21 protein-coding genes are annotated in these 24,012 nt (G+C 35.0%); 9 read left to right on the top strand and 12 right to left on the bottom strand.

Annotated elements, in window-relative coordinates; all coding sequences use genetic code 11:
* Window positions 1-1,043: 1,043 nt before the first annotated feature.
* From pflB to GQ589_RS00290, 4 genes are all read right to left on the bottom strand, one after another.
* Complete coding sequence (gene pflB, locus GQ589_RS00305) at window positions 1,044-3,326, bottom strand: formate C-acetyltransferase (RefSeq protein ID WP_160401321.1); 2,283 nt, start codon at window positions 3,324-3,326, stop codon at window positions 1,044-1,046.
* 67 nt (window positions 3,327-3,393) lie between these two features.
* Window positions 3,394-4,242, bottom strand: a complete 849-nt coding sequence (gene focA / locus GQ589_RS00300) for a formate transporter FocA (RefSeq protein ID WP_237398397.1) — start codon at window positions 4,240-4,242, stop codon at window positions 3,394-3,396.
* A 541-nt stretch (window positions 4,243-4,783) separates the two neighbouring features.
* Complete coding sequence (gene mltC, locus GQ589_RS00295) at window positions 4,784-5,854, bottom strand: membrane-bound lytic murein transglycosylase MltC (protein WP_160423843.1); 1,071 nt, start codon at window positions 5,852-5,854, stop codon at window positions 4,784-4,786.
* A gap of 8 nt (window positions 5,855-5,862) precedes the next feature.
* Window positions 5,863-6,132, bottom strand: coding sequence for an oxidative damage protection protein (locus GQ589_RS00290; RefSeq protein ID WP_160400628.1), 270 nt, complete (start codon window positions 6,130-6,132; stop codon window positions 5,863-5,865).
* 217 nt (window positions 6,133-6,349) lie between these two features.
* Here GQ589_RS00290 and GQ589_RS00285 point away from each other — a divergent pair, with 217 nt between their 5' ends.
* The 3 genes from GQ589_RS00285 (at window position 6,350) to GQ589_RS00275 (ending at window position 9,235) form a co-directional block, all read left to right on the top strand.
* Window positions 6,350-7,561 carry an aspartate aminotransferase family protein gene (locus GQ589_RS00285; protein ID WP_160423841.1) on the top strand — a complete coding sequence of 404 codons (1,212 nt, stop codon included), beginning with the start codon at window positions 6,350-6,352 and terminating at the stop codon, window positions 7,559-7,561.
* A 67-nt stretch (window positions 7,562-7,628) separates the two neighbouring features.
* Entirely contained in the window at window positions 7,629-8,240 is a 612-nt protein-coding gene (gene yihA / locus GQ589_RS00280) for a ribosome biogenesis GTP-binding protein YihA/YsxC (RefSeq protein WP_160411082.1), read from the top strand.
* Window positions 8,241-8,248: 8 nt separating this feature from the next.
* Window positions 8,249-9,235 carry a serine/threonine protein kinase gene (locus tag GQ589_RS00275; RefSeq protein ID WP_160424022.1) on the top strand — a complete coding sequence of 329 codons (987 nt, stop codon included), beginning with the start codon at window positions 8,249-8,251 and terminating at the stop codon, window positions 9,233-9,235.
* Between the two features lie 15 nt (window positions 9,236-9,250).
* Here the strand turns inward: GQ589_RS00275 and GQ589_RS00270 are convergent, their stop codons facing one another.
* Complete coding sequence (locus GQ589_RS00270; protein WP_160400625.1) at window positions 9,251-9,544, bottom strand: GIY-YIG nuclease family protein; 294 nt, start codon at window positions 9,542-9,544, stop codon at window positions 9,251-9,253.
* Window positions 9,545-9,735: 191 nt separating this feature from the next.
* On the opposite strand from GQ589_RS00270, the gene GQ589_RS00265 reads away from it, so the two are divergent.
* The 6 genes from GQ589_RS00265 (at window position 9,736) to GQ589_RS00240 (ending at window position 16,411) form a co-directional block, all read left to right on the top strand.
* On the top strand, window positions 9,736-10,440 hold the full coding sequence (locus GQ589_RS00265) for a lipopolysaccharide core heptose(II) kinase RfaY (protein WP_160400624.1): 705 nt from the start codon (window positions 9,736-9,738) through the stop codon (window positions 10,438-10,440).
* A gap of 110 nt (window positions 10,441-10,550) precedes the next feature.
* On the top strand, window positions 10,551-11,138 hold the full coding sequence (locus tag GQ589_RS00260) for a hypothetical protein (RefSeq protein ID WP_160423838.1): 588 nt from the start codon (window positions 10,551-10,553) through the stop codon (window positions 11,136-11,138).
* Window positions 11,139-11,416: 278 nt separating this feature from the next.
* Window positions 11,417-12,712, top strand: a complete 1,296-nt coding sequence (locus tag GQ589_RS00255; protein WP_160400622.1) for a 2-hydroxycarboxylate transporter family protein — start codon at window positions 11,417-11,419, stop codon at window positions 12,710-12,712.
* A gap of 133 nt (window positions 12,713-12,845) precedes the next feature.
* Window positions 12,846-14,000 (top strand): NADP-dependent malic enzyme, encoded by a 1,155-nt coding sequence (locus GQ589_RS00250; protein ID WP_160423836.1) that lies wholly within the window; start codon window positions 12,846-12,848, stop codon window positions 13,998-14,000.
* A 118-nt stretch (window positions 14,001-14,118) separates the two neighbouring features.
* Window positions 14,119-15,747: a DcuS/MalK family sensor histidine kinase gene (gene dcuS / locus GQ589_RS00245; RefSeq protein WP_160423833.1), complete on the top strand. Its 1,629-nt coding sequence runs from the start codon at window positions 14,119-14,121 to the stop codon at window positions 15,745-15,747.
* Entirely contained in the window at window positions 15,740-16,411 is a 672-nt protein-coding gene (locus tag GQ589_RS00240) for a response regulator (protein WP_160423831.1), read from the top strand. Before dcuS ends, GQ589_RS00240 begins: the two co-directional genes overlap by 8 nt.
* A gap of 77 nt (window positions 16,412-16,488) precedes the next feature.
* Here GQ589_RS00240 and yfbR read toward each other — a convergent pair whose 3' ends face one another.
* The 7 genes from yfbR to murC form a co-directional block, all read right to left on the bottom strand.
* Window positions 16,489-17,082, bottom strand: coding sequence for a 5'-deoxynucleotidase (yfbR, locus tag GQ589_RS00235; protein WP_160423828.1), 594 nt, complete (start codon window positions 17,080-17,082; stop codon window positions 16,489-16,491).
* Window positions 17,083-17,165: 83 nt separating this feature from the next.
* On the bottom strand, window positions 17,166-18,080 hold the full coding sequence (lpxC, locus tag GQ589_RS00230; protein WP_160400617.1) for a UDP-3-O-acyl-N-acetylglucosamine deacetylase: 915 nt from the start codon (window positions 18,078-18,080) through the stop codon (window positions 17,166-17,168).
* Window positions 18,081-18,147: 67 nt separating this feature from the next.
* Entirely contained in the window at window positions 18,148-19,275 is a 1,128-nt protein-coding gene (gene ftsZ, locus GQ589_RS00225; protein WP_370516485.1) for a cell division protein FtsZ, read from the bottom strand.
* Window positions 19,276-19,368: 93 nt separating this feature from the next.
* On the bottom strand, window positions 19,369-20,622 hold the full coding sequence (gene ftsA, locus GQ589_RS00220) for a cell division protein FtsA (protein ID WP_160400615.1): 1,254 nt from the start codon (window positions 20,620-20,622) through the stop codon (window positions 19,369-19,371).
* Between the two features lie 21 nt (window positions 20,623-20,643).
* Window positions 20,644-21,477 (bottom strand): FtsQ-type POTRA domain-containing protein, encoded by an 834-nt coding sequence (locus GQ589_RS00215; protein ID WP_160400614.1) that lies wholly within the window; start codon window positions 21,475-21,477, stop codon window positions 20,644-20,646.
* Window positions 21,478-21,490: 13 nt separating this feature from the next.
* Entirely contained in the window at window positions 21,491-22,399 is a 909-nt protein-coding gene (locus GQ589_RS00210) for a D-alanine--D-alanine ligase (protein ID WP_160423826.1), read from the bottom strand.
* A gap of 2 nt (window positions 22,400-22,401) precedes the next feature.
* Entirely contained in the window at window positions 22,402-23,850 is a 1,449-nt protein-coding gene (murC, locus tag GQ589_RS00205; RefSeq protein WP_160400612.1) for a UDP-N-acetylmuramate--L-alanine ligase, read from the bottom strand.
* Window positions 23,851-24,012 lie beyond the last annotated feature (162 nt).

The following is a 24,012-nucleotide window of genomic DNA, read 5'->3' as shown; positions in this document are numbered from 1 at the left end:
TGTCACATGGTGAATTGTTAGAGTAGGGAAATGGGCTTGTTTTCACTTGCCCTTTTCCTTTCCTCACCCAATCATTCCCGAAGAAATGACCACAAAGGATTTGCCAACATCTTACGATGAAAGACCAGTTAGAAGTCTGCACCCTTTCGGGTTAGGTCATGTTTCATACCCTATATCAGCCATTACAGCCAATCATTCGCTTTCTCTAACCTCCCTTACCTGCACCCCCATCAGTATCGCTTGCGCTCTACCTGCCCTAGGGCGGAAATACAGGCTTACCAAGTTCCATTATTATCACACAAATAGTTAAGATGCTGTCTGTTCGCCGATAGTGTTATGATGACGTATCCCCAATTTAGAGAAGGATATCCCACTATGTACCTTTTGGTTAGAGCTTGTCAGTAGCTTAAGCTCTTTACAATTCACGACGTTTATCAACAGTTCACTTACGTTCATCTTTCTATTTAGCCTAGCCCCTCATGGCATGCTACTTGCCACTACTTAATGTTACCTCACGGTATGCATTAACCTTGCTACTCCTCAAGGGGGTACATTGTCAGGAAGCTCCGCACCAGACCGTTGCCAGTCTCGCACTATCCCTAGGCTACTGTTAGTCATATAACAGGTTGACTCGCACTTTCACCTAATTTATAAGCAATTGTACTTCAACAATGATAATAACAGCTTATGCACTTATAACTTCACAATAGGTCAATTCTAGCTTAAACTATACGCTGATGGGTTCTTTCGTTTCCTTGGTCGATTCAATAAATTCTTATTGAACTCCTTGGAATCTTCCAGAATATCAGATATGATTAATTGAATTGTCCAAAGACTAGTTCTTTAAAGTGTGAGAGTTGTCTCCCATGGGCTTTAATATATTCTTTACCGAGTACAGGTTATACAATATCCTTTCGGACATGTATAACGCCCTACTCGGATATTGTGAGGGTGGCTAATTAAAGTTATTCACCTTAATTAACCCACCTAACTTTTGATTAAAAATCAAAGAGTTAGGCACCATAAGTGCGCTCTTGTCGCACCTAAATAGACTGTGTAAATGTACGACTAATTACGTCTTTTTGTTGCTCTTTAGTTAAAGAGTTAAAACGTACTGCATATCCAGAAACACGAATGGTTAATTGCGGATATTTTTCAGGGTGTTCCATTGCATCTAATAATGTTTCACGATTTAACACATTAACATTTAGATGTTGACCACCTTCAATTGTCGCTTCGTGATGGAAGTAACCATCCATTAAACCAGCTAAATTACGTTTACGCACATCATCATCTTTACCTAACGCATTTGGAACGATAGAGAAAGTATATGAAATACCATCTTTAGCGTAAGCAAATGGTAGTTTTGCAACAGAAGTTAATGACGCAACCGCACCTTTTTGGTCACGACCGTGCATTGGGTTAGCACCTGGTCCAAATGGTGCACCAGCACGACGTCCATCAGGTGTATTACCTGTTTTCTTACCGTATACAACATTTGATGTAATAGTAAGTACTGATTGAGTAGGGATAGCATTACGATAAGTTTTAAGTTTTTGAATTTTCTTCATAAAACGTTCAACTAAATCAACAGCAATATCATCAACTCGTGGATCATTGTTACCGAATTGTGGATATTCACCTTCGATTTCAAAGTCAGTAGCTAAGCCATCTTCATCACGAATGGTTTTCACTTTTGCATATTTAATTGCAGAAAGTGAGTCAGCAGCAACAGAAAGACCTGCAATACCACATGCCATAGTACGAATAACATCACGATCATGTAATGCCATTAATGACGCTTCGTAGCTATATTTATCATGCATATAGTGAATAGCATTTAATGCAGTTACATATTGTTTTGCTAACCAATCCATAAAGTGATCTAAACGAGCAAACACTGTATCAAAATCTAAATATTCATCAGTGATTGGGTCTTCTTTAGGGCCTACTTGCATTTTTAATTTTTCATCAACACCACCATTGATTGCATATAGAAGTGTTTTAGCAAGGTTAGCACGCGCACCAAAGAATTGCATTTGTTTACCAACGATCATTGGGCTTACACAACATGCGATAGCGTAGTCATCGTTGTTAAAGTCTGGACGCATTAAATCATCGTTTTCATATTGTAATGATGAAGTATCGATTGATACTTTTGATGCGAACTCTTTAAATCCACTTGGTAACTGTTCAGACCAAAGGATAGTCATATTCGGTTCTGGTGAAGGACCCATTGTATATAAAGTATTTAAGAAACGGAAAGAAGTCTTAGTTACTAATGTACGGCCATCAACCCCCATACCTGCGATAGATTCAGTTGCCCAAATTGGATCGCCTGAGAATAACTCATCATATTCAGGAGTACGTAAGAAACGAACCATACGTAGTTTCATCACGAAATGGTCAACAATTTCTTGTGCGTCTTTTTCAGTGATTAAACCTGCAGCAAGATCACGTTGGAAATAGATATCAAAGAAAGTTGAAGTACGACCTAAAGACATTGCCGCACCATTTTGTGATTTAACCGCAGCTAAATAACCAAAATATGTCCATTGAACAGCTTCTTGTGCAGTTTTTGCTGGTCCAGAAATATCAAAGCCATATTTAGCAGCCATTTCTTTAATTTGACCAAGCGCACGATGTTGTTCAGCGATTTCTTCACGACGTTGCATAGTCATAGTTAAATCAACGCCATTTTCAAAATCAGCTTGTAAAGAAGTGAATTGTGCAAATTTGTCTTGCATCAAATAGTCAATACCGTAAAGTGCCACACGACGGTAATCACCAATAATACGACCACGACCGTAAGCATCAGGAAGACCAGTAATAACACCAGATTTACGACAACGAAGGATATCAGGAGTATAGATATCGAAAACACCTTGGTTGTGAGTTTTACGATATTCAGTGAAGATTTTTTTGACTAAAGGATCAAGTGTTCTGTTATAAGCTTTACAAGAATTCTCGATCATTTTGATACCACCAAACGGGATAATCGCACGTTTTAGTGGTTTTTCAGTTTGTAAACCAACAATTTTTTCTAAATCTTTTTCGATATAACCTGCATCATGAGCAGTAATTGTCGAAATAACACTTGTATCAAAATCCACAGGAGCATGGGTAGCATTTTCAATTTTAATGCCTTCCATTACTTTATCCCATAACTTAGTAGTAGCTTCTGTTGCGCCAGCTAAGAAAGACTCATCGCCCTCGTATGGCGTGTAGTTCTTTTGAATAAAATCGCGGACATTGACATTACTTTGCCAATCACCATCTTTAAATCCTTTCCAAGCAGCTGCTTGTACTTCGTTTAAATTACTCATAATTTTCACCTCAGGTTTACAAAAATATCTATTTACCCTCTTACATATTAGGGCAAATATTATAAAATCAATGTGGCTTACGTAAATATAAAGCCCAATAAGGTAGCGCAACTGCTAAACCACCTAAAATATTCCCGATTGTAACTGGAATTAAATTGTTAAATATAAAATGTTCAACAGTTAGTGATTTAAATGTATCTGGCGCTACGCCAACAGCTTGCCAAAATTCAGGGGAAGCAAAATTATTAATCATAATACCCATCGGGATCATAAACATATTTGCAATGCTATGCTCAAATCCACTAGCAACAAACATAGCGACAGGAAGAACCATGATTAACATCTTATCAAGTAAGCTACGACCAGCATAACTTAACCATGCAGCCAAACAAACCATTAAGTTAGCTAAAAAACCAAGGAATACAGCTTCAATAAAAGTATGATGCAACTTATGATCAGCAGTTTGCAATACATTCAATCCCCACTGCCCGTTAGCTACCATATACTGACCTGACAGCCAAATAATCATTACAAACAGTATAGCACCAATAAAGTTACCAACATAGACTAAAATCCAATTACGGAACATTTTTAACCAACTTACTTTATGCGTCATTCTTGGTAAGATAGTCAATACTGTTGAAGTAAAAAGATCAGCGCCACAACAAACAACTAGCATTAATCCTAATGAAAAGCAGATACCACCAACTAATTTGGCTAAACCAAACGCAACGGTTGCAGTGCCAGTTGTAACGGTAATATAAAAAACAAAAGCAATAGAGATAAAAACACCAGCAAGAATTGCAGATAAAATTGTGCTACATGGGTGTTTATTTACTTTGTAGTTGCCAATGTCTTCGGCAATTTGTGTCATTTGTGCGGGGGAATAGGAATCCACAAGTTTATCAGTACTCAAACTAACATCCTCAAAAAAACTAGGGTTTTATGAGACGCATAGTATACTCAAAATTTGAAGCAGATCACGTTTTTTTTATTAAAAAAAACGCTAAAAGTAAAAATTTATTGTTTATTTAAGTAATTACCGATAACAGAGCTTTTAAAGCAAATATTTGTTTTTATAAAAAAATATTAAATAAAAAACTCAATAAAATCAATACCTTTCCTGACCGATTTTTTTGTGGAAAATAACCGCTTTTTTGTTGGCGAATAGAATGGATTGGTGCGGTGGTTTTGGATGCTTTGCTTTGGGGGAATAAAATAACAACAGTGACCAAGTTTGAGTTAGGGAATTAAAGCGAATTCCCTGACAATCCAAGCTTTAAGTGTTTTTTGTAAATTGCTTTTTTATTAAAAAACAATGCAATTACCACTAAAAATTGGTCATAAAAACATTGATTTTTTTGAAGTTTTTTGCCATTTTTAATAGGATCATATTATTTTTTATTTAAAAAAACCACTTTCCATAAAGTATAAAAAGTGGGGTATTTATATGCCATTTATTTGTTATCTAAAATTCGACTTACTTTCACTAAATAATTACGTGATTCTTGCGCAACATGCGAAGTCACAAGCTTTCGATATACTTGTTGCGGTGTCATTGAGTTGATAATGTTAATAGCTTCGTTGCGATCGTTTGAAAACGTACGCAACACGCTACCTGCCCCGCCGTTATATGAGGTAATCATAGCGTATCTTAGCGAAATAGGATTGTTAATTCCTGCTAAGTATTTTGTTTTTAATAGTGATAGGTACGCTGTACCCATATCAACATTGTTACGAGGATCTAGCAAAAACTTTCGACTTGGTTCGCCTGATTTACCTCGTAATTTAAAAATATCACGCCCTGCCGTATGTTGTTGTACTTGCATTAGTCCAAGTGCATCAGTGCGGCTAACCGCATAAGGGTTGAATGCGGATTCAACTTCCATAATGGCAAGTATTAAGCGTTCATCAATAAAATAGCGGTTTGATGCTTCCGTAACCAGTGGTAAGAATTTTTTTGCACGCTGATTTATGTGGTTAGGAACAAGTTTAATTTCGACATAGGCAATTTTATGTGGACCAGAGGTGCGAATTTTTAGGTTGTTGGCAAGAACATAATCAGCAAAGCTGTTGGCTCGACCGCTCCAGCGGATTGGTTGGAGCTCTTGGTCGAGTACCTGATTGTATAAAAATGGGTCTTTAGATAAGTCTTGGCTGATTTTGTCATGACGTATAATGTCTACTGGTTCTGACATAAGCAATGTTGAAACAATTGCTTCTTTTAAATTTTCTATTGGTGATTCAGCCATGGTTTCAATGGTTATAATACCTGAAACAAAATTAATATGGACACGGGTTTTTAGGTTATCTTCATATTGAACATAATCTTTAGGACCAGCAATAAGCACTTCTTTAGGCCCCCAAATTTGTTCGATGTTGTTAGCATATTGGCTAATTAAGATATTGAATGCGTTGGTATCTTTGACGTAATAATCTTCATCTTCTTTGTGCGAATTGCGGCTTGGGCAGCCCGCTAACAGGCTGACTGCAATAATTAATGCAATGAGTTTTTTATTGTTTTTCATTTTTTATCTCAATGTTGAGGTTTATATCCATCAATAACAATATCTTCACCTTCAAATAAAAATTTGACCATTTCTATTTCAATTTTTTTGCGGTGTTCAGGATTCATCATATTCAATTTATTTTCGTTAATTAACATCGTTTGCTTTTTAAGCCACTCCTGCCATGCTTGTTTTGATATTTCATTAAAAATACGTTTGCCAAGCTCCCCAGGATAAAGCTGGAAATCTAAACCATCCGCTTCTTTTTTTAAATAATGGCAATAAATAACACGACTCATTTTTATCTCTTTTTTAAGTACAATTAACGAACAGGTGCTGATTATACCTGAAAATAATTAGAGATAAGAAGAAAATTATCGAATAAGTTTGCAAATTGAAATTACTTTTACAAGTGAATATTAATTTAAAATAAATGAATAATTATTTACTTTACACTGCAGTTAATTTGCTTAAAATAACATGAAATTATCATTAAAAATAAATAAGGATTAAACAATGCCAGCAAAAATCACTCGTGAACTTTTTGATCAAGTTATTTTACCTGTTTATGCACCAGCTCAATTTATTCCTGTTAAAGGTCAAGGTAGTCGTGTTTGGGACCAGCATGGTGAAGAATATATTGATTTTGCGGGTGGTATTGCAGTTAATGCGCTTGGTCATTGTCATCCACGATTAGTGAAAGCTTTGCAAGAACAAAGCGAAAAACTGTGGCATGTTAGTAATGTGTTTACTAATGAGCCAGCTTTAAATTTGGCGCAAAAATTGATTGATAATACCTTTGCTGATCGCGTTTTTTTTGCTAATTCAGGAGCAGAAGCAAATGAAGCGGCATTTAAACTGGCTCGATATTATGCTATCCAAAAACACAGTCCTTATAAAACTAAAATTATTGCCTTTTATCAGTCGTTCCATGGTCGTACATTTTTTACGGTTTCAGTGGGTGGGCAAGCCAAATATTCTGATGGTTTTGGTCCCAAACCTGCTGATATTATTCACGTTCCTTTTAATGATCTTGATGCTGTTAAAGCGGTAATCGATGACCATACTTGTGCTGTTGTGTTAGAGCCGGTTCAAGGTGAAGGTGGGTTAACCTCAGCAACGCCTGAATTTTTGCAAGGTGTGCGTGAGCTTTGTGATGAATATAAGGCCTTATTGGTATTTGATGAGGTGCAATGCGGAATGGGTAGAACAGGCAGTTTATATACTTATCAACAATATGGTGTCATGCCTGATATTTTGACCTCGGCTAAAGCTTTGGGGGGCGGTTTTCCAATTAGTGCAATGTTAACCACAAATGACATTGCTTCAGTTATGCACCCTGGCGTGCATGGCACTACTTACGGTGGCAATCCTCTTGCCTGTGCTGTAGCTTGTGAGGCTTTCGATATCATTAATTCTGCCGAAGTGCTTGAGGGTGTGCAAAAGCGACGCGCTATTTTTATTGAAAAACTAGAAGAAATTAATGATAAATTTAAGTTGTTTCGGGAATATCGCGGTAAAGGGTTGCTGCTAGGTGCTGAGTTACAACCTGAGTTTCATAATAAAGCCCGAGAGCTTTTAAATGTTGCTACTGAATTTAAGGTGATGATTTTAAATGCCGGCCCAAATGTATTGCGGTTTACTCCGTCGTTGATAATATCCGAAGACGAAATTGAAGAAGGCATGAAGCGATTAACAAAAGCGGTTGAAAAAGTTGTCAATAGTTGAGTTTTTCTATACAGTAACGACATTTTAATCAATTAAGCACAGTTAATGTGCTTAAAGGATACTTTTTATGACAAATATTCGACCATTAAATTACGCAAAAACACATTTTATTTTAAGTGCACCTGATATTTCTCATTTACCGAGCGATAATGGGGTTGAAGTTGCCTTTGCTGGCAGATCTAATGCTGGCAAATCTAGTGCACTGAATACATTGACCAATCAAAAGGCATTAGCAAGAACCAGTAAAACACCGGGAAGAACACAATTAATCAATTTATTTCAAGTGGAAGAAAATTGTCGCTTAGTTGATTTGCCCGGTTATGGCTATGCACAAGTTCCCGAGGCAATAAAACGCAAATGGCAAAAATCATTAGGAGAATATCTTCAAAAACGTGAAAGCTTAAAAGGTTTGGTTGTATTAATGGATATAAGACATCCTTTAAAAGACTTAGATCAACAAATGATTGAATGGGCGGTTTCAGTAGATATTCCTGTTATGTTACTACTCACAAAGGCCGATAAATTAGCTTCTGGTGCACAAAAAAAACAAGTTAACATGGTTAAAGAAGCCATTTTACCTTTTCAAGGTGATATTACTGTGGCTCCTTTTTCATCGCCTAAACGTATGGGTTTAGAGCCTTTAAAACAAAAGTTAGATGAATGGTTTAGCCAACAATGAAGCCTGTAATTGATAATGCTGCTTTTTCATTCCATGCTTTATCGCCCGAGTTAATTTTTGAGAGTTTGTTGTCAATCGGCATTCGTATTGATTCAGGTCTGACTGCTTTAAATAGTTATGAGAACCGAGTTTATCAATTCCATGATGAGGATCGCATTCGTTATGTTGTAAAATTTTATCGACCTTATCGTTGGAGTAATGAGCAAATTATTGAAGAACACCAGTTTACTAAACAATTAGCTGATGCTGAGATTCCTGTTGTTGTCCCTTTGACAATTAACAATACCACGCTACATGAACATGAAGGCTACCGATTTGCCCTATTTCCTAGTGTTGGTGGGCGACAATACGAAGTAGATAATCTGGAGCAGATGGAATCAGTTGCAATGTTGCTTGGGCGTATTCATCAAATTGGTGCAAGCAAGCCCTTTTTACATCGACCAACTATCGGATTAGAAGAATATCTTTATTATCCCCAAGAAATAATATTATCGTGTCATTTTATTCCCCAAAAAGTACAATCTGATCTGAAAACAATTTTAGCGCAATTAATTAAAACCGTTGAACACGATTGGCATAATGATTGGCAACCTATCCGTCTACATGCTGATTGCCATGCAGGTAATATTTTATGGCGAGATGGTGCAACGTTTGTTGATTTTGATGATGCCCGTAATGGCCCCGCTATTCAAGATTTGTGGATGCTGCTTTATGGCAATCAACACGAACAACGTATACAGTTAGATATGCTAATTGAGATGTACCAAGATTTTTTTGACTTTGATACAGATCAACTGAGTTTAATTGAGCCATTAAGAGCGATGAGAATGGTGCACCATTTAGCATGGATTATTGCCCGCTGGCAAGACCCGGCTTTTCCTATCGCTTTTCCGTGGATAACAGATGAAGACTTTTGGCGACAACAATTATCGGAATTTAAGCAGCAAATTGAAGCAATCAAAGCACCGTCGATAAAATTAATGTCAATAATGTAAGTATTAACAATATGATTAATTGATTAATTTTAATAATTCATCAAAAATGGGGCGACTTTTGACTAATGCTTCTTTTTTGGGTTTAGAAAACTGTTTTATTTGATACTCAAGCTTGAGTGCTAGCGATTTGTCACCAATCAAGACTTGATACACAATTGTCAAATCCCTATGCCCTTTTAAACATTTAGCACCTTTACCATTTTGATGTTGTTGTAAACGCCTAGCAACATCCGTGGTAATGCCAGTGTATAACGATTGATTTGCTGTTCTGATAATATATAAAAACCATTTAGGCGTTTTATTAGACATAAATAGCCAAAAGATATAAAGCGAATAATTTCATCATAATATCATTTTTATTGTCTAATCAGTATTTTCAATTTTATAGCGATATTATTTAACGATACTACCTTGTTAACCATTACTGTTTCATTTACTTTAATGCTGATAATGTTTAAGATAAACCCACTTTTTTTTGATGTACTTTGGGATAATAAAATTTGAACAATTTTGCAAAAATTATTGAAGTCGAACGTGGAGATATGAAGTTCGCTTATGTACAAAATGATGAAATAAATTATCTAGACCTGTTTGACCAATTTTTGGCTGAAGAAGGGCATCATGAATTGCTCGACCCAAGCGATAAATTAGAACGATATACTTATTTAATCAATCACAATCAAACCAAATTTATTTTTAAAATTGATGGTGGGGTTGAGCACCGTTTAGAACGCAAACTTATTGCCAAAATAACTGGCGATTTTTATTTTAATTTAATTCGTAAACTGGCAAAAATATCACTTGATAAATGTGATATTGCTTATGAACTTTATTTGGTTGCTTTCGATAAGAGAACCAAACGTCATTATATGATATTTAATTTTATTGAAGGTCGCTCCCTAAAATGGGAAGAGATGAGAGAGTATGGTGAGCAAGTCAAAAACTGTCTTGAAAAACTGCATAGCTATAATTTAGTATCTAATGATGTGCATGGTGGTAATTTTATTTTAACACCAGATGGAAAAATTAAAGCTATAGATTTAACTAACTCTGGTTTTATTTGGTTAACCAAGGCTAATGATGCGATTGAATCGCAAGAACGTTTTGGTATCAAAATTAAGGTTCCTTTTTTGGCAATGGCAATTAAGAAGTTTACTCATGGATTTAAACGGTTATCTCGTAAGATCCGCGGTAAAGAAGATTAACGATATTCCTATTAAGGATAACTCTGGTTAAATTGATATTCGTCATTTTTTAAACACCAACTGAGCAATCGGTAAAAGATAAAATTAATTAGGCTTAAAAAGGATGTAATATGAAAAAGTTAATTGGTTATTGTGCTGTTTTAACTATCCTAACTGGCTGTACATCTCAAAAAATGGAGTCAATTTACCAAACAGAAGGCGTTGAAATTACTAAAAATTCGTCAAACATCGATATATTAAATAAATATAATACGTCACGACCAATTACTACGCTTCATTCATCTTTGTCATTATGTATTGCACAAGAACTGGATAACAGCCCCGTTGTGTTAAGCAGCGAAAATGCATTAGGCTCACAATGGTGGCCATATTGGAATAGACCTAACCAACAAACCATTACGGTTAATGGTGGCGATACAATTAAATTAGTTGAAGGTAATCATGTTGTTGCTAATGCTGTCGTTGACTACCAATATCATGCTAAATATTTTGTTAGCTATACTTTAACTGCAACACGTAACCAACGTGATATTCGTTATTTATTTAGTAATATTAAACAAGCTCAACAATATACTGGTTCAGTCGCCAATGATGGATTTGAAAATGTAAAAACGCTTGAAAGATCCCACCCTAACTTAGTTATTGAGTCACTCAATAAAGAAGTTGATAAAATCCAAGAATGCTTATTACGCCAATAGTTGAGCATAAAGAAATTTTAAGTAATACATATGTTTTAATCTATTTTTTTGATGCTACTATTTAGAAGGATGAAAAAATTTGAATGACTAAAATGTTTATGATGTTTTAAAAAATTCAACAAAATTATGCTGCATTTTAATTTATACCATTCCATTTGCTTAATAACTTACATTAATTACAAAAATAGTTATATAACTTTCTTAATCTTCTGATTTCTGCGTCTATAACTATACTAATTATATAGTTAAAACCCAATTAGTAGTATAAGAGGTATATTATGAGCATGATGCAGGAAATAAAAGAAAACAAATTTTATGTAGGTTCCTTACCTTTACCCATTTTCATTGTTTGTTCAATCATCGTTATTATCGCCGCCCAATTAGATATGCTTCCCAAAACCTTAATTGGTGGTTTTGCCGTTATTTTACCATTAGGCTGGTTTTTAGGGACAGTAGGACAAAATATTCCATTTTTTAAAAAATTTGGTGCTCCAGCAATATTATCACTCATCGTTCCTTCTTTGTTAGTTTATTATGGTGTTTTTGATGAAAATACGTTAACAGCAACCAAAATGCTAATGAAAGACTCTAATTTTCTACTCTTTTATATCGCTAGCTTAGTTTGCGGTAGTATTTTAGGCATGCATCGTGTCATTTTAATACAAGGTTTTATTCGGATGATGATTCCAATGTTTCTTGGTATGTGCTTAGCCGCATTGGTGGGCGTTTCGGTTGCTGTAGCTTTTGGTGATACTTGGGAGCATGCATTTTTCTATACTGTGTCACCGGTTATGGCTGGAGGCATTGGAGAAGGTGTTTTACAACTCTCTAATGCTTATAGCAACATCCTTAATCAAAATTATGATTCATTTGTTAGCGCATTAATTCCTGCAACTGTTGTGGGCAACTTTTTTGCCATTACCTTTACAGCTATTATGAGTCGAATTGGTGAAATTAAACCACACTTAAGTGGTCATGGACAATTAGTTCAAATTGAATTTGATGGTTTAGCTGATGCTTTAAAAGAAGATAAAACTCCATTAGATGCAAGGGCCATGAGTGGCGCAGTGATGATTTTAGCTACTTTATTTATTTTTGGTATGATTTTAGAAAAGATTACCCATTTTCCAGGGCCTGTACTTATGATTATTGCAACCGCCGTTGTTAAATATTTTCGTTTATTACCAGAAAGCGTAGAACGCGGTAGTCAGCAATGGTATAAATTTATCTCAGGTAATTTTACTTTTCCACTTATGGCTGGACTAGGTTTATTGTATATTGACTTAGGTAGTGTTGTTAATGTGTTAACTATTCCTTATTTTATTACCATTATTTCGGTGGTATTTACTGTTTCGATGACAGGCTTTGTTTGTAGCTTTTTCTTAAAGATGTACCCGGTTGAAGCGTCTATTATATCTTCATGTCAAAGTGGTATGGGGGGAACTGGCGATGTTGCAATACTTTCCACAGCAAATCGAATGAACCTAATGCCTTTTGCACAGGTCGCAACACGATTAGGTGGTGCATTAATGGTTATTTGTACCACAGCATTATTACGTTATTTACATATGTAATAAGGAAAAAGCTTTCTACAATTTAGAGGGTGATATAACAACAATCAATGAGTTATAAATATAGCAGCATAAAACAGTAAATATAATATTTATAAATACAATATTTCATAAACATAATTTGAAGGTAACAATTATGACTACAGTTCAAGAAAAAGCATTAGCAATTAGCAAACAAATGCATGGAAAATTAGAAATTCATTCAAAGGTACCAGTAAATTCAATGGCCGATCTGAGTGTTGCGTATACGCCTGGCGTGGCAGCGGTGTGTACAGAAATATCGGAAAATCCTGAATCTGTATATGAATATACTAGTAAACGTAATTTAGTCGCTGTTATCACTGATGGTTCAGCAGTATTAGGACTTGGTAATATAGGCCCAGAGGCCGCCATCCCTGTAATGGAAGGAAAAGCAATATTATTTAAGCAATTTGCTAATGTAGATGCAATTCCACTATCGCTCAATACACAAGATCCTGATGAACTTGTTAGCCATATTGCTGCATTAGCCCCTTCGTTTGGAGGCATTAATCTTGAGGATATTAGCGCTCCAAGATGTTTTGAAATAGAAAAACGTTTGCAAGAAATACTAGATATTCCAGTATTTCATGACGACCAACATGGCACAGCAATTGTTGTTTTAGCCGCATTATACAATGCATTAAAAGTCGCAAATAAAAAAATTGAGTCAGCTAAAATTGTTGTCAACGGCGGTGGAGCTGCAGGTTTAGCTATCGCTGATATGTTATTAGCCGCAGGAGTAACCAATCTAAAAGTGGTTGATAAAATTGGTATTTTATCTGAAGATGATGAGTCATTACCACCGCATCACTTAGCTATGGCCAAAAGAACCAATCGCGAAAAGCAAAAAGGAACATTAGAAGATGCGATCAAAGGTGCTGATGTATTTATTGGTGTTTCAGCACCAAAAGTATTAAATCCAAAATGGGTTAAAACTATGGCAGAAAAATCTATTATTTTTGCAATGGCCAATCCAACACCTGAAATCTTCCCAGAAGAAGCTAAAGCTGCTGGTGCTTATATTGTCGGTACAGGGCGTAGTGATTATCCAAACCAAATTAATAATGTCTTAGCATTCCCTGGAATTTTTAGAGGTGCGTTGGATGCTAGAGCTAAAAATATCACATTAGAAATGCAATTAGCTGCAGCCAAAGGATTAGCTAGTATTGTAACTAATGACAAATTATCAGTAGAATATATACTACCTAATGCTTTTGAACCCAATGTAGCTAAAGTTGTCGCTGAAAGCGTTAAAAACGCTGCCAAATAAGCATATTATTTGGCTAATTAGATTTTAATATAACCTGTTAATTCAATAATTGATTAGCAGGTTTTACCTTTAGTACATTAATATAAGTAAACAATAACTGTTTTCGAAAAGTGACTAAATGAGATATCTTTTTAATCGGTTAACACTTAAATTTAAGCTTATCAGTTTATTTTTTTTAGTTTTTACATTATCGTCCATAGCTGAAAATATTTATATTATTCATTTTGTTAATAATGAATATTTACAGACTTCTCGCCAACATGTTGAAAATATTGCTAATATTATTTCATCAACGGATAATATAATAAAGAATATACAATCCCCCTCGCCTCAGAGCTTATCTTTTATCCAACATGATACTGAACAAATACAAAAACTAACGCAGGTTGATTTTGTCGTTGTATTTAATATGCAAGGAGTGCGACTGTCACATCCTGATAAAAATAAAATTGGACAGCTTATTGTTGGTGGCGATGAAGGTAAAGTATTAAAAGGAGAATCTTATACATCAATAGCCGAAGGAACACTTGGCAATTCTATACGAGCATTTAGTCCTATTTTCAATAGCGATCATCAACAAATTGGCGCAGTACTAGTTGGACAAACACTAAAAAAGATCGATCATTTAGCATCAAGAACCAGTCAATCCATCTGGTTTTCATTATTGGCTTCGTTAAGCGTTTCTTCTATTTTAGCCCTATTATTATCACGCAATATTAAGAAAATTTTATATGGACTTGAGCCGAGCGAAATGGCCCAACTATTTGAAGAGCGCGATGCTATTATTAGAACCGTTAAAGAAGGCATTGTAGTAATTAATCGTGATGGTTCAATTACCCAGATTAATAATGAGGCAAAACGAATATTACGGATTACTAGTTGTAAATCCGATATTATAGGTACACAAATTGCAGATATTATTCCAAATACTCGTTTACACGAAGTCATGCAATCAGGCTTAGCGGAATATGATTGTGAACAAAACATTAATGGTGTTGTTATTTTAACAAATAGAGCTCCATTATTTGTCAATGGTGCATTAGTTGGTGCTATTGCCTCTTTTAGGGATATGACCGAAATACGACAATTAGCTGAAAACTTAACCGGTGTAAACCGTTATGCTGATGCATTGCGTTCTCAATCACACGAATTTAATAACAAATTACATGTTATTTATGGTTTAGCGTTTAATAATAACAAACAAGAATTAATTGATTATCTTGAAGAGATTATTGGTAACCAGCAAGCTGAATCAAAACTTGTCACTCAAGCAATTAAAGATCCAATCATTTCTGGTTTTCTAAATAGTAAATTTAGCCGAGCCCGAGAATTAGGTGTTTATTTAAATTTTAACATTAATGGTATATTATCACCGATTTCAGATACATCTGTCACTCATAGTTTAATTACCATTTTAGGTAATTTAATTGATAATAGTTTAGATGCCGTACAATTTTTAGAAGAAAAACAAATCAATGTTAATTTACAAATTAATAATGATACGTTTAACATTGAAATCAATGATAATGGCGAAGGTATTTCAGAAGAAGATACGCAACGTATATTTCAAAAAGGTTATTCAACTAAAGGCGATAATCGAGGTATTGGACTGTATTTGGTTCTAGCAAGTATCGATGAACTCAATGGGCATATTGAATTATGTGACTTAAGTAATAAAAAAGGAACGTGTTTTAAAGTATTATTACCAATTAAAGCAATCTATAGGGAGAAAAAAATTCATGGTTGATGTTTTAATAGTTGAAGATGATCCTATGGTGACAGAATTAAATAAAAAATACCTACAAATGGTTCCTGGCTTTAATTTAATCGCCAATGTCAATAACGGTGAACAGGCACTGCATTTTATACACGATAATCATATTGATTTAATTTTGCTAGATGTATTTATGCCAAAACTCAATGGACTAGAGCTATTACAACATATTCGTATCAGTTATCCAAAAATTGATATTATTATGGTAACTGCGGCTTGTAAAACAAGTGAAATTCAAGCGGCTTTACGCTTAGGTGTCATTGATTATATTGTAAAACCTTTTACTTTTGAACGATTACGCATGGCATTAATTTCTTATCAAGAACGTATACGCTTATTATCATCATCCAAAATTTTAAATCAACATCAACTTGATGACCGAATTTTTGCAAAACCTGTTTGCCACAACAAAAGGTTACCAAAAGGTATTGATAATCAAACATTACAAAATGTTCGAGAGGCGATTATTAAATATAATAATGAATTTTCAATGAGTGACATTGTAGAATTAATTTCGTTATCGAGAATATCTCTTAAAAAATACTTGGATTATCTAGAAGAGCTAGGTGAGCTTGAAAGCCATTTGACCTATTTATCAATAGGTCGACCTGTTAAACGTTATATTTATCATAAGTAATAAATCCGTCTATACTCATCACATATAAGAAAATTAACTAATTAATTATTTGTAATAATACTATAAAACTAAGTAATTTATTTATCCATTGTAATTTCATCTAATGACAAGCTAAAACTAGGAAGAAAAACATCTAAAAAATAGTTCATTTCTGGACTATTACGTTCAGATAACGTCTTTTTTAAGCGTTGTTCTGCCAATTTAAATTCATTATTACCAGCACTCAATTCTTCAATCGTTTTAAGATAGGCACATAATGCATCAGACTGTTTTACAATACTTTTTTCTGTTTCGTTATAAAAATCATCATCGATTAGTGTTCTAAAATCATCTTGAAGATCTTTTGGAAGCATATTAATGAGTTTATGTTGAGCTATTTTTTCAATTTTTTTATATTCAACAGTAATTTGTGGATTGTAGTATTTTGTGGGTGTTGGTAAATCGCCAGTAATAACTTCTGAAACATCATGATACATTGCTAACAATGCAATTCGTTCTGGATTTACATCACCATTAAATTTTTTATTTTTAATTATAGCCAAAGCATGTGCAACAAAAGCTACTTGTAAACTATGTTCTGATACATTTTCCGTTCTTATATTTCGCATTAGAGGCCAACGGTTAATAAGCTTTAATCGCGATAAATGAGCAAAAAAATGACTATTATTCATGTTATTATCTCTTTAATATAAAATAAAAACGCCCCCATTAAAAATAGGAGCGTCTATAATATATAGTAATATTTCTTACGACTTTACGCTAGAATAAGCTGCTTAGTACCCAACGCTAGTGGTACTGTTTGTTCTTCTGTAAATGTCACATATTCCCATGCACTTTGTTTAGCTAACAATGCCTGCAATAATTGGTTGTTTAGTGCATGACCTGATTTATAACAAACTACTTCGCCAATCATATTATGACCGCTCATATATAAATCACCAATAGTATCAAGCATTTTGTGACGTACAAACTCGTCATCAAAACGCAAACCATCTTCATTAAGCACTTTATAATCATCAACAACAATTGCGCAATCTAAACTACCACCTAAACATAAACCTTTGGATTGCAACGCTTCAATATCGCGCATAAAACCAAACGTTCTTGCCCGGCTAATTTGACGAATAAATGATTCAGATGAAAAATCTAATTGATAACGCTGCGAACTGCTATCAATAGCAGGATGATGGAAATCAATAGTAAAATCTAATCTAAAACCACTATAAGGCCTTACTTCAGCCCATTTATCGCCATTTTCAACTCGAACAGTCTCTTTTACACGTAAAAACCTTTTTAGTGCATTTTGTTCAGCAATGCCTGCATCAAGTAATAAATAAACAAAGGGACTAGCGCTACCATCCATTATTGGAATTTCAGGTGCATTAACTTCAATAATAATATTATCTATACCAAGTCCTGCTAAAGCAGAATTAATATGTTCGACTGTTGAGATACGAACATTATCTTCGTTTACTAAACAAGTACAAAGCATTGTATCGCGTACAGATTTTGCATCCACTGGAAAATCAACATATGGATTTAAATCAGTACGGCGGTAAATAATACCTGTATTCTCAGGCGCAGGACGTAATGTCAAACTAACTTTCTTGCCGGTATGTAAACCAACACCAGTTGCTTGAATAGTCTTTTTTAAGGTTCTTTGTTTCACTTTGCACCTACTTTTTTACTTGTTGTACTCTTTAACTTTGACAATAAAAAATCAAATAAGTTCAACTTTAATTTGCTTGCTTACGAATGAAAGCAGGAATATCTAAAATTCTGTTATCTTCAATAGATGAAGTTGTTGGTTCATTAACAACTTTAGCTAATTTATCTTCTTGTTGTCCTAACGTGTTATTTTGAGCAAATAAATCATTACGAGGCATCGGTTTAGACATTTTAACTTCTGAACGTTTATCCATACCAATACCCGTTGCAACCACAGTAACTCGAATTTCATCCGACATATCAGGATCAAAGGTTGTGCCAACAACAACAGTCGCATTATCAGAAGCAAATGCCCGAACTGTACTACCCACTGTTTCAAACTCTTCTAAGCCGAGATCTAATCCTGCTGTTACATTTACCAATACACCTCGAGCTCCAGATAAATCAATATCTTCAAGTAAAGGACTAGAAATTGCCATTTCAGCAGCTTCTTCCGCTCGATTATCACCACTAGCTCGACCAGAACCCATCATAGCATATCCCATTTCAGACATCACTGTTCTTACGTCAGCAAAGTCTACATTTATATGACCAGGTTTAGTAATAAGCTCGGCTATACCTTGCACAGCACCTTTTAAAACACCATTAGCCGCTGCAAAAGCATCAAGTAATTTAACTCCTCGACCTAATACTTTTAATAGTTTGTCATTCGGAATAGTTATCAGTGAATCAACATGTTTTGCTAATTCAGCAATACCTTGTTCAGCAAAAGCCATACGTTTTTTGCCTTCAAAGCCAAAAGGTTTAGTGACAACAGCAACTGTTAGGATACCTAACTCTTTTGCTATTTCTGCAACTACAGGGGCAGCCCCCGTTCCTGTACCTCCACCCATGCCAGCGGCAATAAAGACCATATCCGCACCTTCAATAGCACTACGGATAACCTCACGATCTTCTTCAGCAGAGTTTCTACCGACTTCTGGATTAGCTCCTGCACCAAGTCCTTTAGTTACATTAGTACCGATTTGGATAGTTTGACCCACCTTAATTCTTTTTAATGCCTGCGCATCTGTATTTGCCGCAAAAAATTCGACACCTTCAATATGCTCGGCAATCATATGTTCGACGGCATTACCACCGCCACCACCGACACCAATAACTTTAATGACTGCTGCTGGTTCATCGTCTGCAACCATAGGCTCAAACATAACTTATCTCCAAATTTACGATCTTATGACATTGTACAGATAATCGTCTACAATGTCCATGAAGTTCTTGAAATATATTAGCTAAAATTCTTTTTTAAACCAACCGGTCAATCGTTTAGCTATCCCTTTTAATGATGATTTATTACTATCCTTTGAATCATCATTTAATAAACTTTGTTTTCCATAGTGTAATAACCCGATGGTTGTTGAACAATACGGTTTTTGTACATAATCAGTTAACCCTGATATATTTAATGGTTGCCCAATACGGACTTGATTTTGAAAAACTTTTTCAGCGCATTCTACCATTCCCTTTATTTGAGACGCTCCGCCTGTTAACACAATACCTGCGGCTAATTGATATTTGATATTCTGTTTTTTAAGCTCTTCTTGCAATGTAAGTAACTCTTTTTGTACTAACGAAAGCAATTCTGAATAACGGGGTTCTATAACATCTGCAAGAGTTTGCCGTTGTAAAGAACGAGACGGCCTACCGCCAACGCTTGGGACATCAATGACTTCATCTTTACCAATTAATGAACCTACAGCACATCCATAACGAATTTTAATATTTTCAGCATCCATTGGTGGTGCACCAAAAGCATAGGCAATATCACTAGTAACAACATTGCCAGCATAAGGAATAACAACAGAATGACGTAAAGCACCGTCAGTATAGACAGTTACATCCATTGTGCCTCCGCCTATATCAATCACGCAAACACCTAATTCTTTTTCATCATCCGTTAAAACTGCATAGCTAGAGGCCAAACCAGAAAAAATAAGTTGATCAACTTTCAATCCACAACGTTCAACGGCTTTAACAATATTTCTAGCCATATCATTATGACAGGTAACCAAATGAACTTTGGCCTTCATTCTCACACCAGATAAACCAATAGGATTTTTGATGCCTTCTTGTAAATCAATAGAATATTCTTGTGCAATAACATGTAAAATACGATGCTCATCTAAAATTCGGACCGATTTTGCTGTGTGAACAACATTTTCAACATCTTCGGCTGTCACTTCTTCATCAGCTATTGGTACCATACCTATTTCATTTTGACAGCGAATATGTTTTCCAGAGAGACTTAAATATACTGAAGATATTTGACAATCGGCCATTAATTCTGCTTGTTCTACTGCTCGTTGGATGGATTTTACGACAGACTCTAGATCGTTTACTCCACCTTTATCAACTCCTTTTGATGGACAATGTCCTACACCAATAATGTTAACAATACCATCAGGAAGAATTTCACCAACAAGGGCAAGCACTTTGGATGTACCCACTTCTAGCCCAACGACCAATTTTTTTTCTGTTGCTTTCATACTTCAGCCTTAATTTATTCCTTACTGCACCATTTTTTCTCTTTGTACTGAAATACCATTTTCATAACGTAAATCAGCGACCATTATTCTTTCATTTTCTGGAATTCTTGATTGAATTTCTGGAAATAATTTAATAAATTGTTGATACCGTTGTTCAATATTTTCATTACCTAACAATAATTTTATTTCCTGATTTTCAAGGCAAAAACCAGATACACACTGCTCAACCATTAATTGCCATGCATTGCGTTCGTCGGTTATAGCTACTTTAATATGTAATGCTAACTGGTTAGTTGCTAATTTCTTAGAAAGATTTTCTAATTTAGAATAAATTTCTAACGCTGATTTTGCCTTACCCTCAGGACCATATAGTCTTGGTAGTTGTAATTCAGCAATACGATCAAGTGGTACGCTAAAAACATTGCCATTTTCATCAAGTAAAAATAGATCATTCCAATAAAGTGCAGGTTTGTATTCTTCGACATAAACAATTAACCTATCAGGCCATTGTTTACGTACACTTATTTGCTTAACCCATGGAAATCGCATTACTTCTTGTTGGATATCATTCACGTCTTGTCCAATGTAGGTGTTAGGTAAGCCTAATCCTAAAATGGCTTCTCGAAGATCGTCCTCTGTTGTATAGGTATGATCACCACTTAACGTTAACTGTGATAACACCATTTGCTCAGGATCATTCATCCAATTTTTAAAGCTTTTAATTACCCAAATACTAATAAGAATAATCATAATAAAGAACAAAAAACCAATTAATTGCTCTGTATTACGAAAGATAAGCAGTCGCTTTTTATTTTTATCTTCTCGTCTATGCGCTGCTTGTCTAACTTGTTTCATAAAATAATGCCAATTATAAAGTTGCTAAATTTAAAATTTTGGCTACAAGTTCGTTAAACGACCAACCATATTGTTTTGCCGCCATTGGTACTAAACTATGATCTGTCATACCTGGAGCAGTATTTACTTCAAGTAAAAATGGTTTTTGTTTATCATTAAACATGATATCAACTCTTCCCCATCCACGACATCCGACTGCTTTATAAGCATCTAACGCTAATTTACGAATTTCTTTTTCTTTATCATCTGATAAACCACTTGGGCAAAAATACTGTGTAGTATCAGATAAATATTTGGCATCATAATCATAAAATTTGGTTGCAGGCTTAATATGAATTGATGGTAAAACATCATCACCAACAATTGCAACGGTAAATTCTGGACCAGCTAAGAATGACTCAACCATCACAACACTATCATATTTGAAAGCCATATCAATAGCTGATTCCAATTCAGATACTTCATTAACTCTAGTCATGCCAACACTTGAACCTTCATGACTTGGCTTTACAAATAATGGTAAACCAAGTTGCTTAACAATAGCATCCGTATCAATTGGTTTTGATTTTTCTACCATAACATAATCAGCAACGGGCAAATTAAGCGATTTCCACACCAATTTAGTTTTTAATTTATCCATTGTTAGTGCAGACGATAAAACATCACTACCTGTATAAGGAATATTTTGGTAAGTCAAAATTGCCTGAACAATGCCATCTTCCCCACCTCGTCCGTGCAAAATAATAAACGCTTTTGTATATCCATCTTCTTTCAAATTGGTAACAAGAAACTCCTTTGTATCAATTAGATGTGCATCAATACCATTTGCCAATAATCCTGCATGCACTGCTTTACCTGACTTAAGCGATACTTCTCTCTCTGCAGAAGTTCCACCGTACAATACAGCAACTTTATCAACCATTTTTATAGAACCTCTTTTGAAAATAATTGAATTTCGGCTAATTGGCGCGCTATACGACCAACACTACCAGCTCCTTGTGTAATTAACAAATCACCACCTTGTAATATTTCTTGCATAATTTCAGGCAACAAATCTAAATCAGAAACATAAATTGGATCAACTTTACCTCGATTACGTATTGAACGGCACAAAGATCGGCTGTCTGCTCCAGCGATAGGCTGTTCTCCAGCTGAATAAACATCCAACATTATAAGCGCATCGACTTGAGAAAGTACTTGTGCAAAATCATCAAATAAATCACGAGTACGTGTGTATCGATGAGGTTGAAATAACATTACAAGTCGTCGATCTGGCCAACCGTTTTTTGCAGCCTGAATAGTTGCATTAACCTCACTAGGGTGATGGCCATAATCATCAACCATCATAATATCACCACCATCAATATGAGGAAAAACACCCAATAAATCAAAACGCCGACTAGTACCTGCAAATTTAGCTAATGCATTTATAATTGATTCATCATCAATACCTTCTTCGGTTGCAGCAATAATTGCAGCTACCGAGTTTAAAGCATTATGTTTACCTGGTGCATTTAGCTCAATCTGTAAATCTTTATAACCTGGACGACAAACCGTGTAATAACTTACACCTCGTTCTTGACGATAATTTTTGATAACAACGTCTGCTTCTTCACTAAACCCATAAGTAATTATTTTACGTCCAACAATCGGTAATAATTCTCGATTAATAGGATCGTCGTAACACATAATAGCTAACCCATAAAATGGAAGGTTACGTAAAAAGGAGATAAATGTTTGTTTAAGATTATCAACACTACCTTGATAAGTATCCATATGGTCTGGTTCAATATTTGTGATAATGGAGACCATTGGTTGCAAATGAAGAAACGATGCATCGCTTTCATCTGCTTCAGCAATAAAATAGCGGCTGCTACCTAATTGAGCATGAGTTCCAGCGGCCTTAACTAAACCACCATTAACAAATGTTGGGTCAAGGTTTGCTTCAGCATAGATAGCAGTAACCATTGCAGTAGTAGTGGTTTTTCCATGTGTACCAGCAATAGCAATTCCATAACGAAAACGCATTAATTCAGCCAACATTTCAGCTCGTTGAATTACCGGTATACGCGCCTCACGTGCAGCTATCACTTCTATATTATCTTGCGAAATTGCAGATGAAATAACAACAACACTTGAATTAATTACATTTTCAGCAACATGACCAATAACAATTTTTGCTCCTAACGTTTCTAAATGTTGAGTCACAGTATTTTCAGCAATATCTGAACCGCTAATTTCATATCCTTCATTAGCTAAAACTTCCGCGATACCACCCATACCAGCACCACCAATACCCACAAAATGGATATGTTTGACTCGTTTCATTTCAGGAATAATTGCTCTTAATTTCGCTAATTCCTTTGTATTCACTATTGAACTCCTAATCATTCTTTATTGTGTAGTGTGCTGAATCACAGTATAATTAAATATTTGTATTTTAGTTATTTTGTCCAAAACAATCCATCATCCCAAACGTACAATTACTCTGATTTTTTTGACAAAAATTATTACATAAATTCATGTTAAAAACTA

The sequence above is a fragment of the Gilliamella sp. Pas-s27 genome (genome assembly GCF_009795865.1).
GTDB lineage: Bacteria > Pseudomonadota > Gammaproteobacteria > Enterobacterales > Orbaceae > Gilliamella.
Note: the sequence above shows the minus strand (reverse complement) of the source record. Positions and strands in the feature narration are given on the sequence as shown.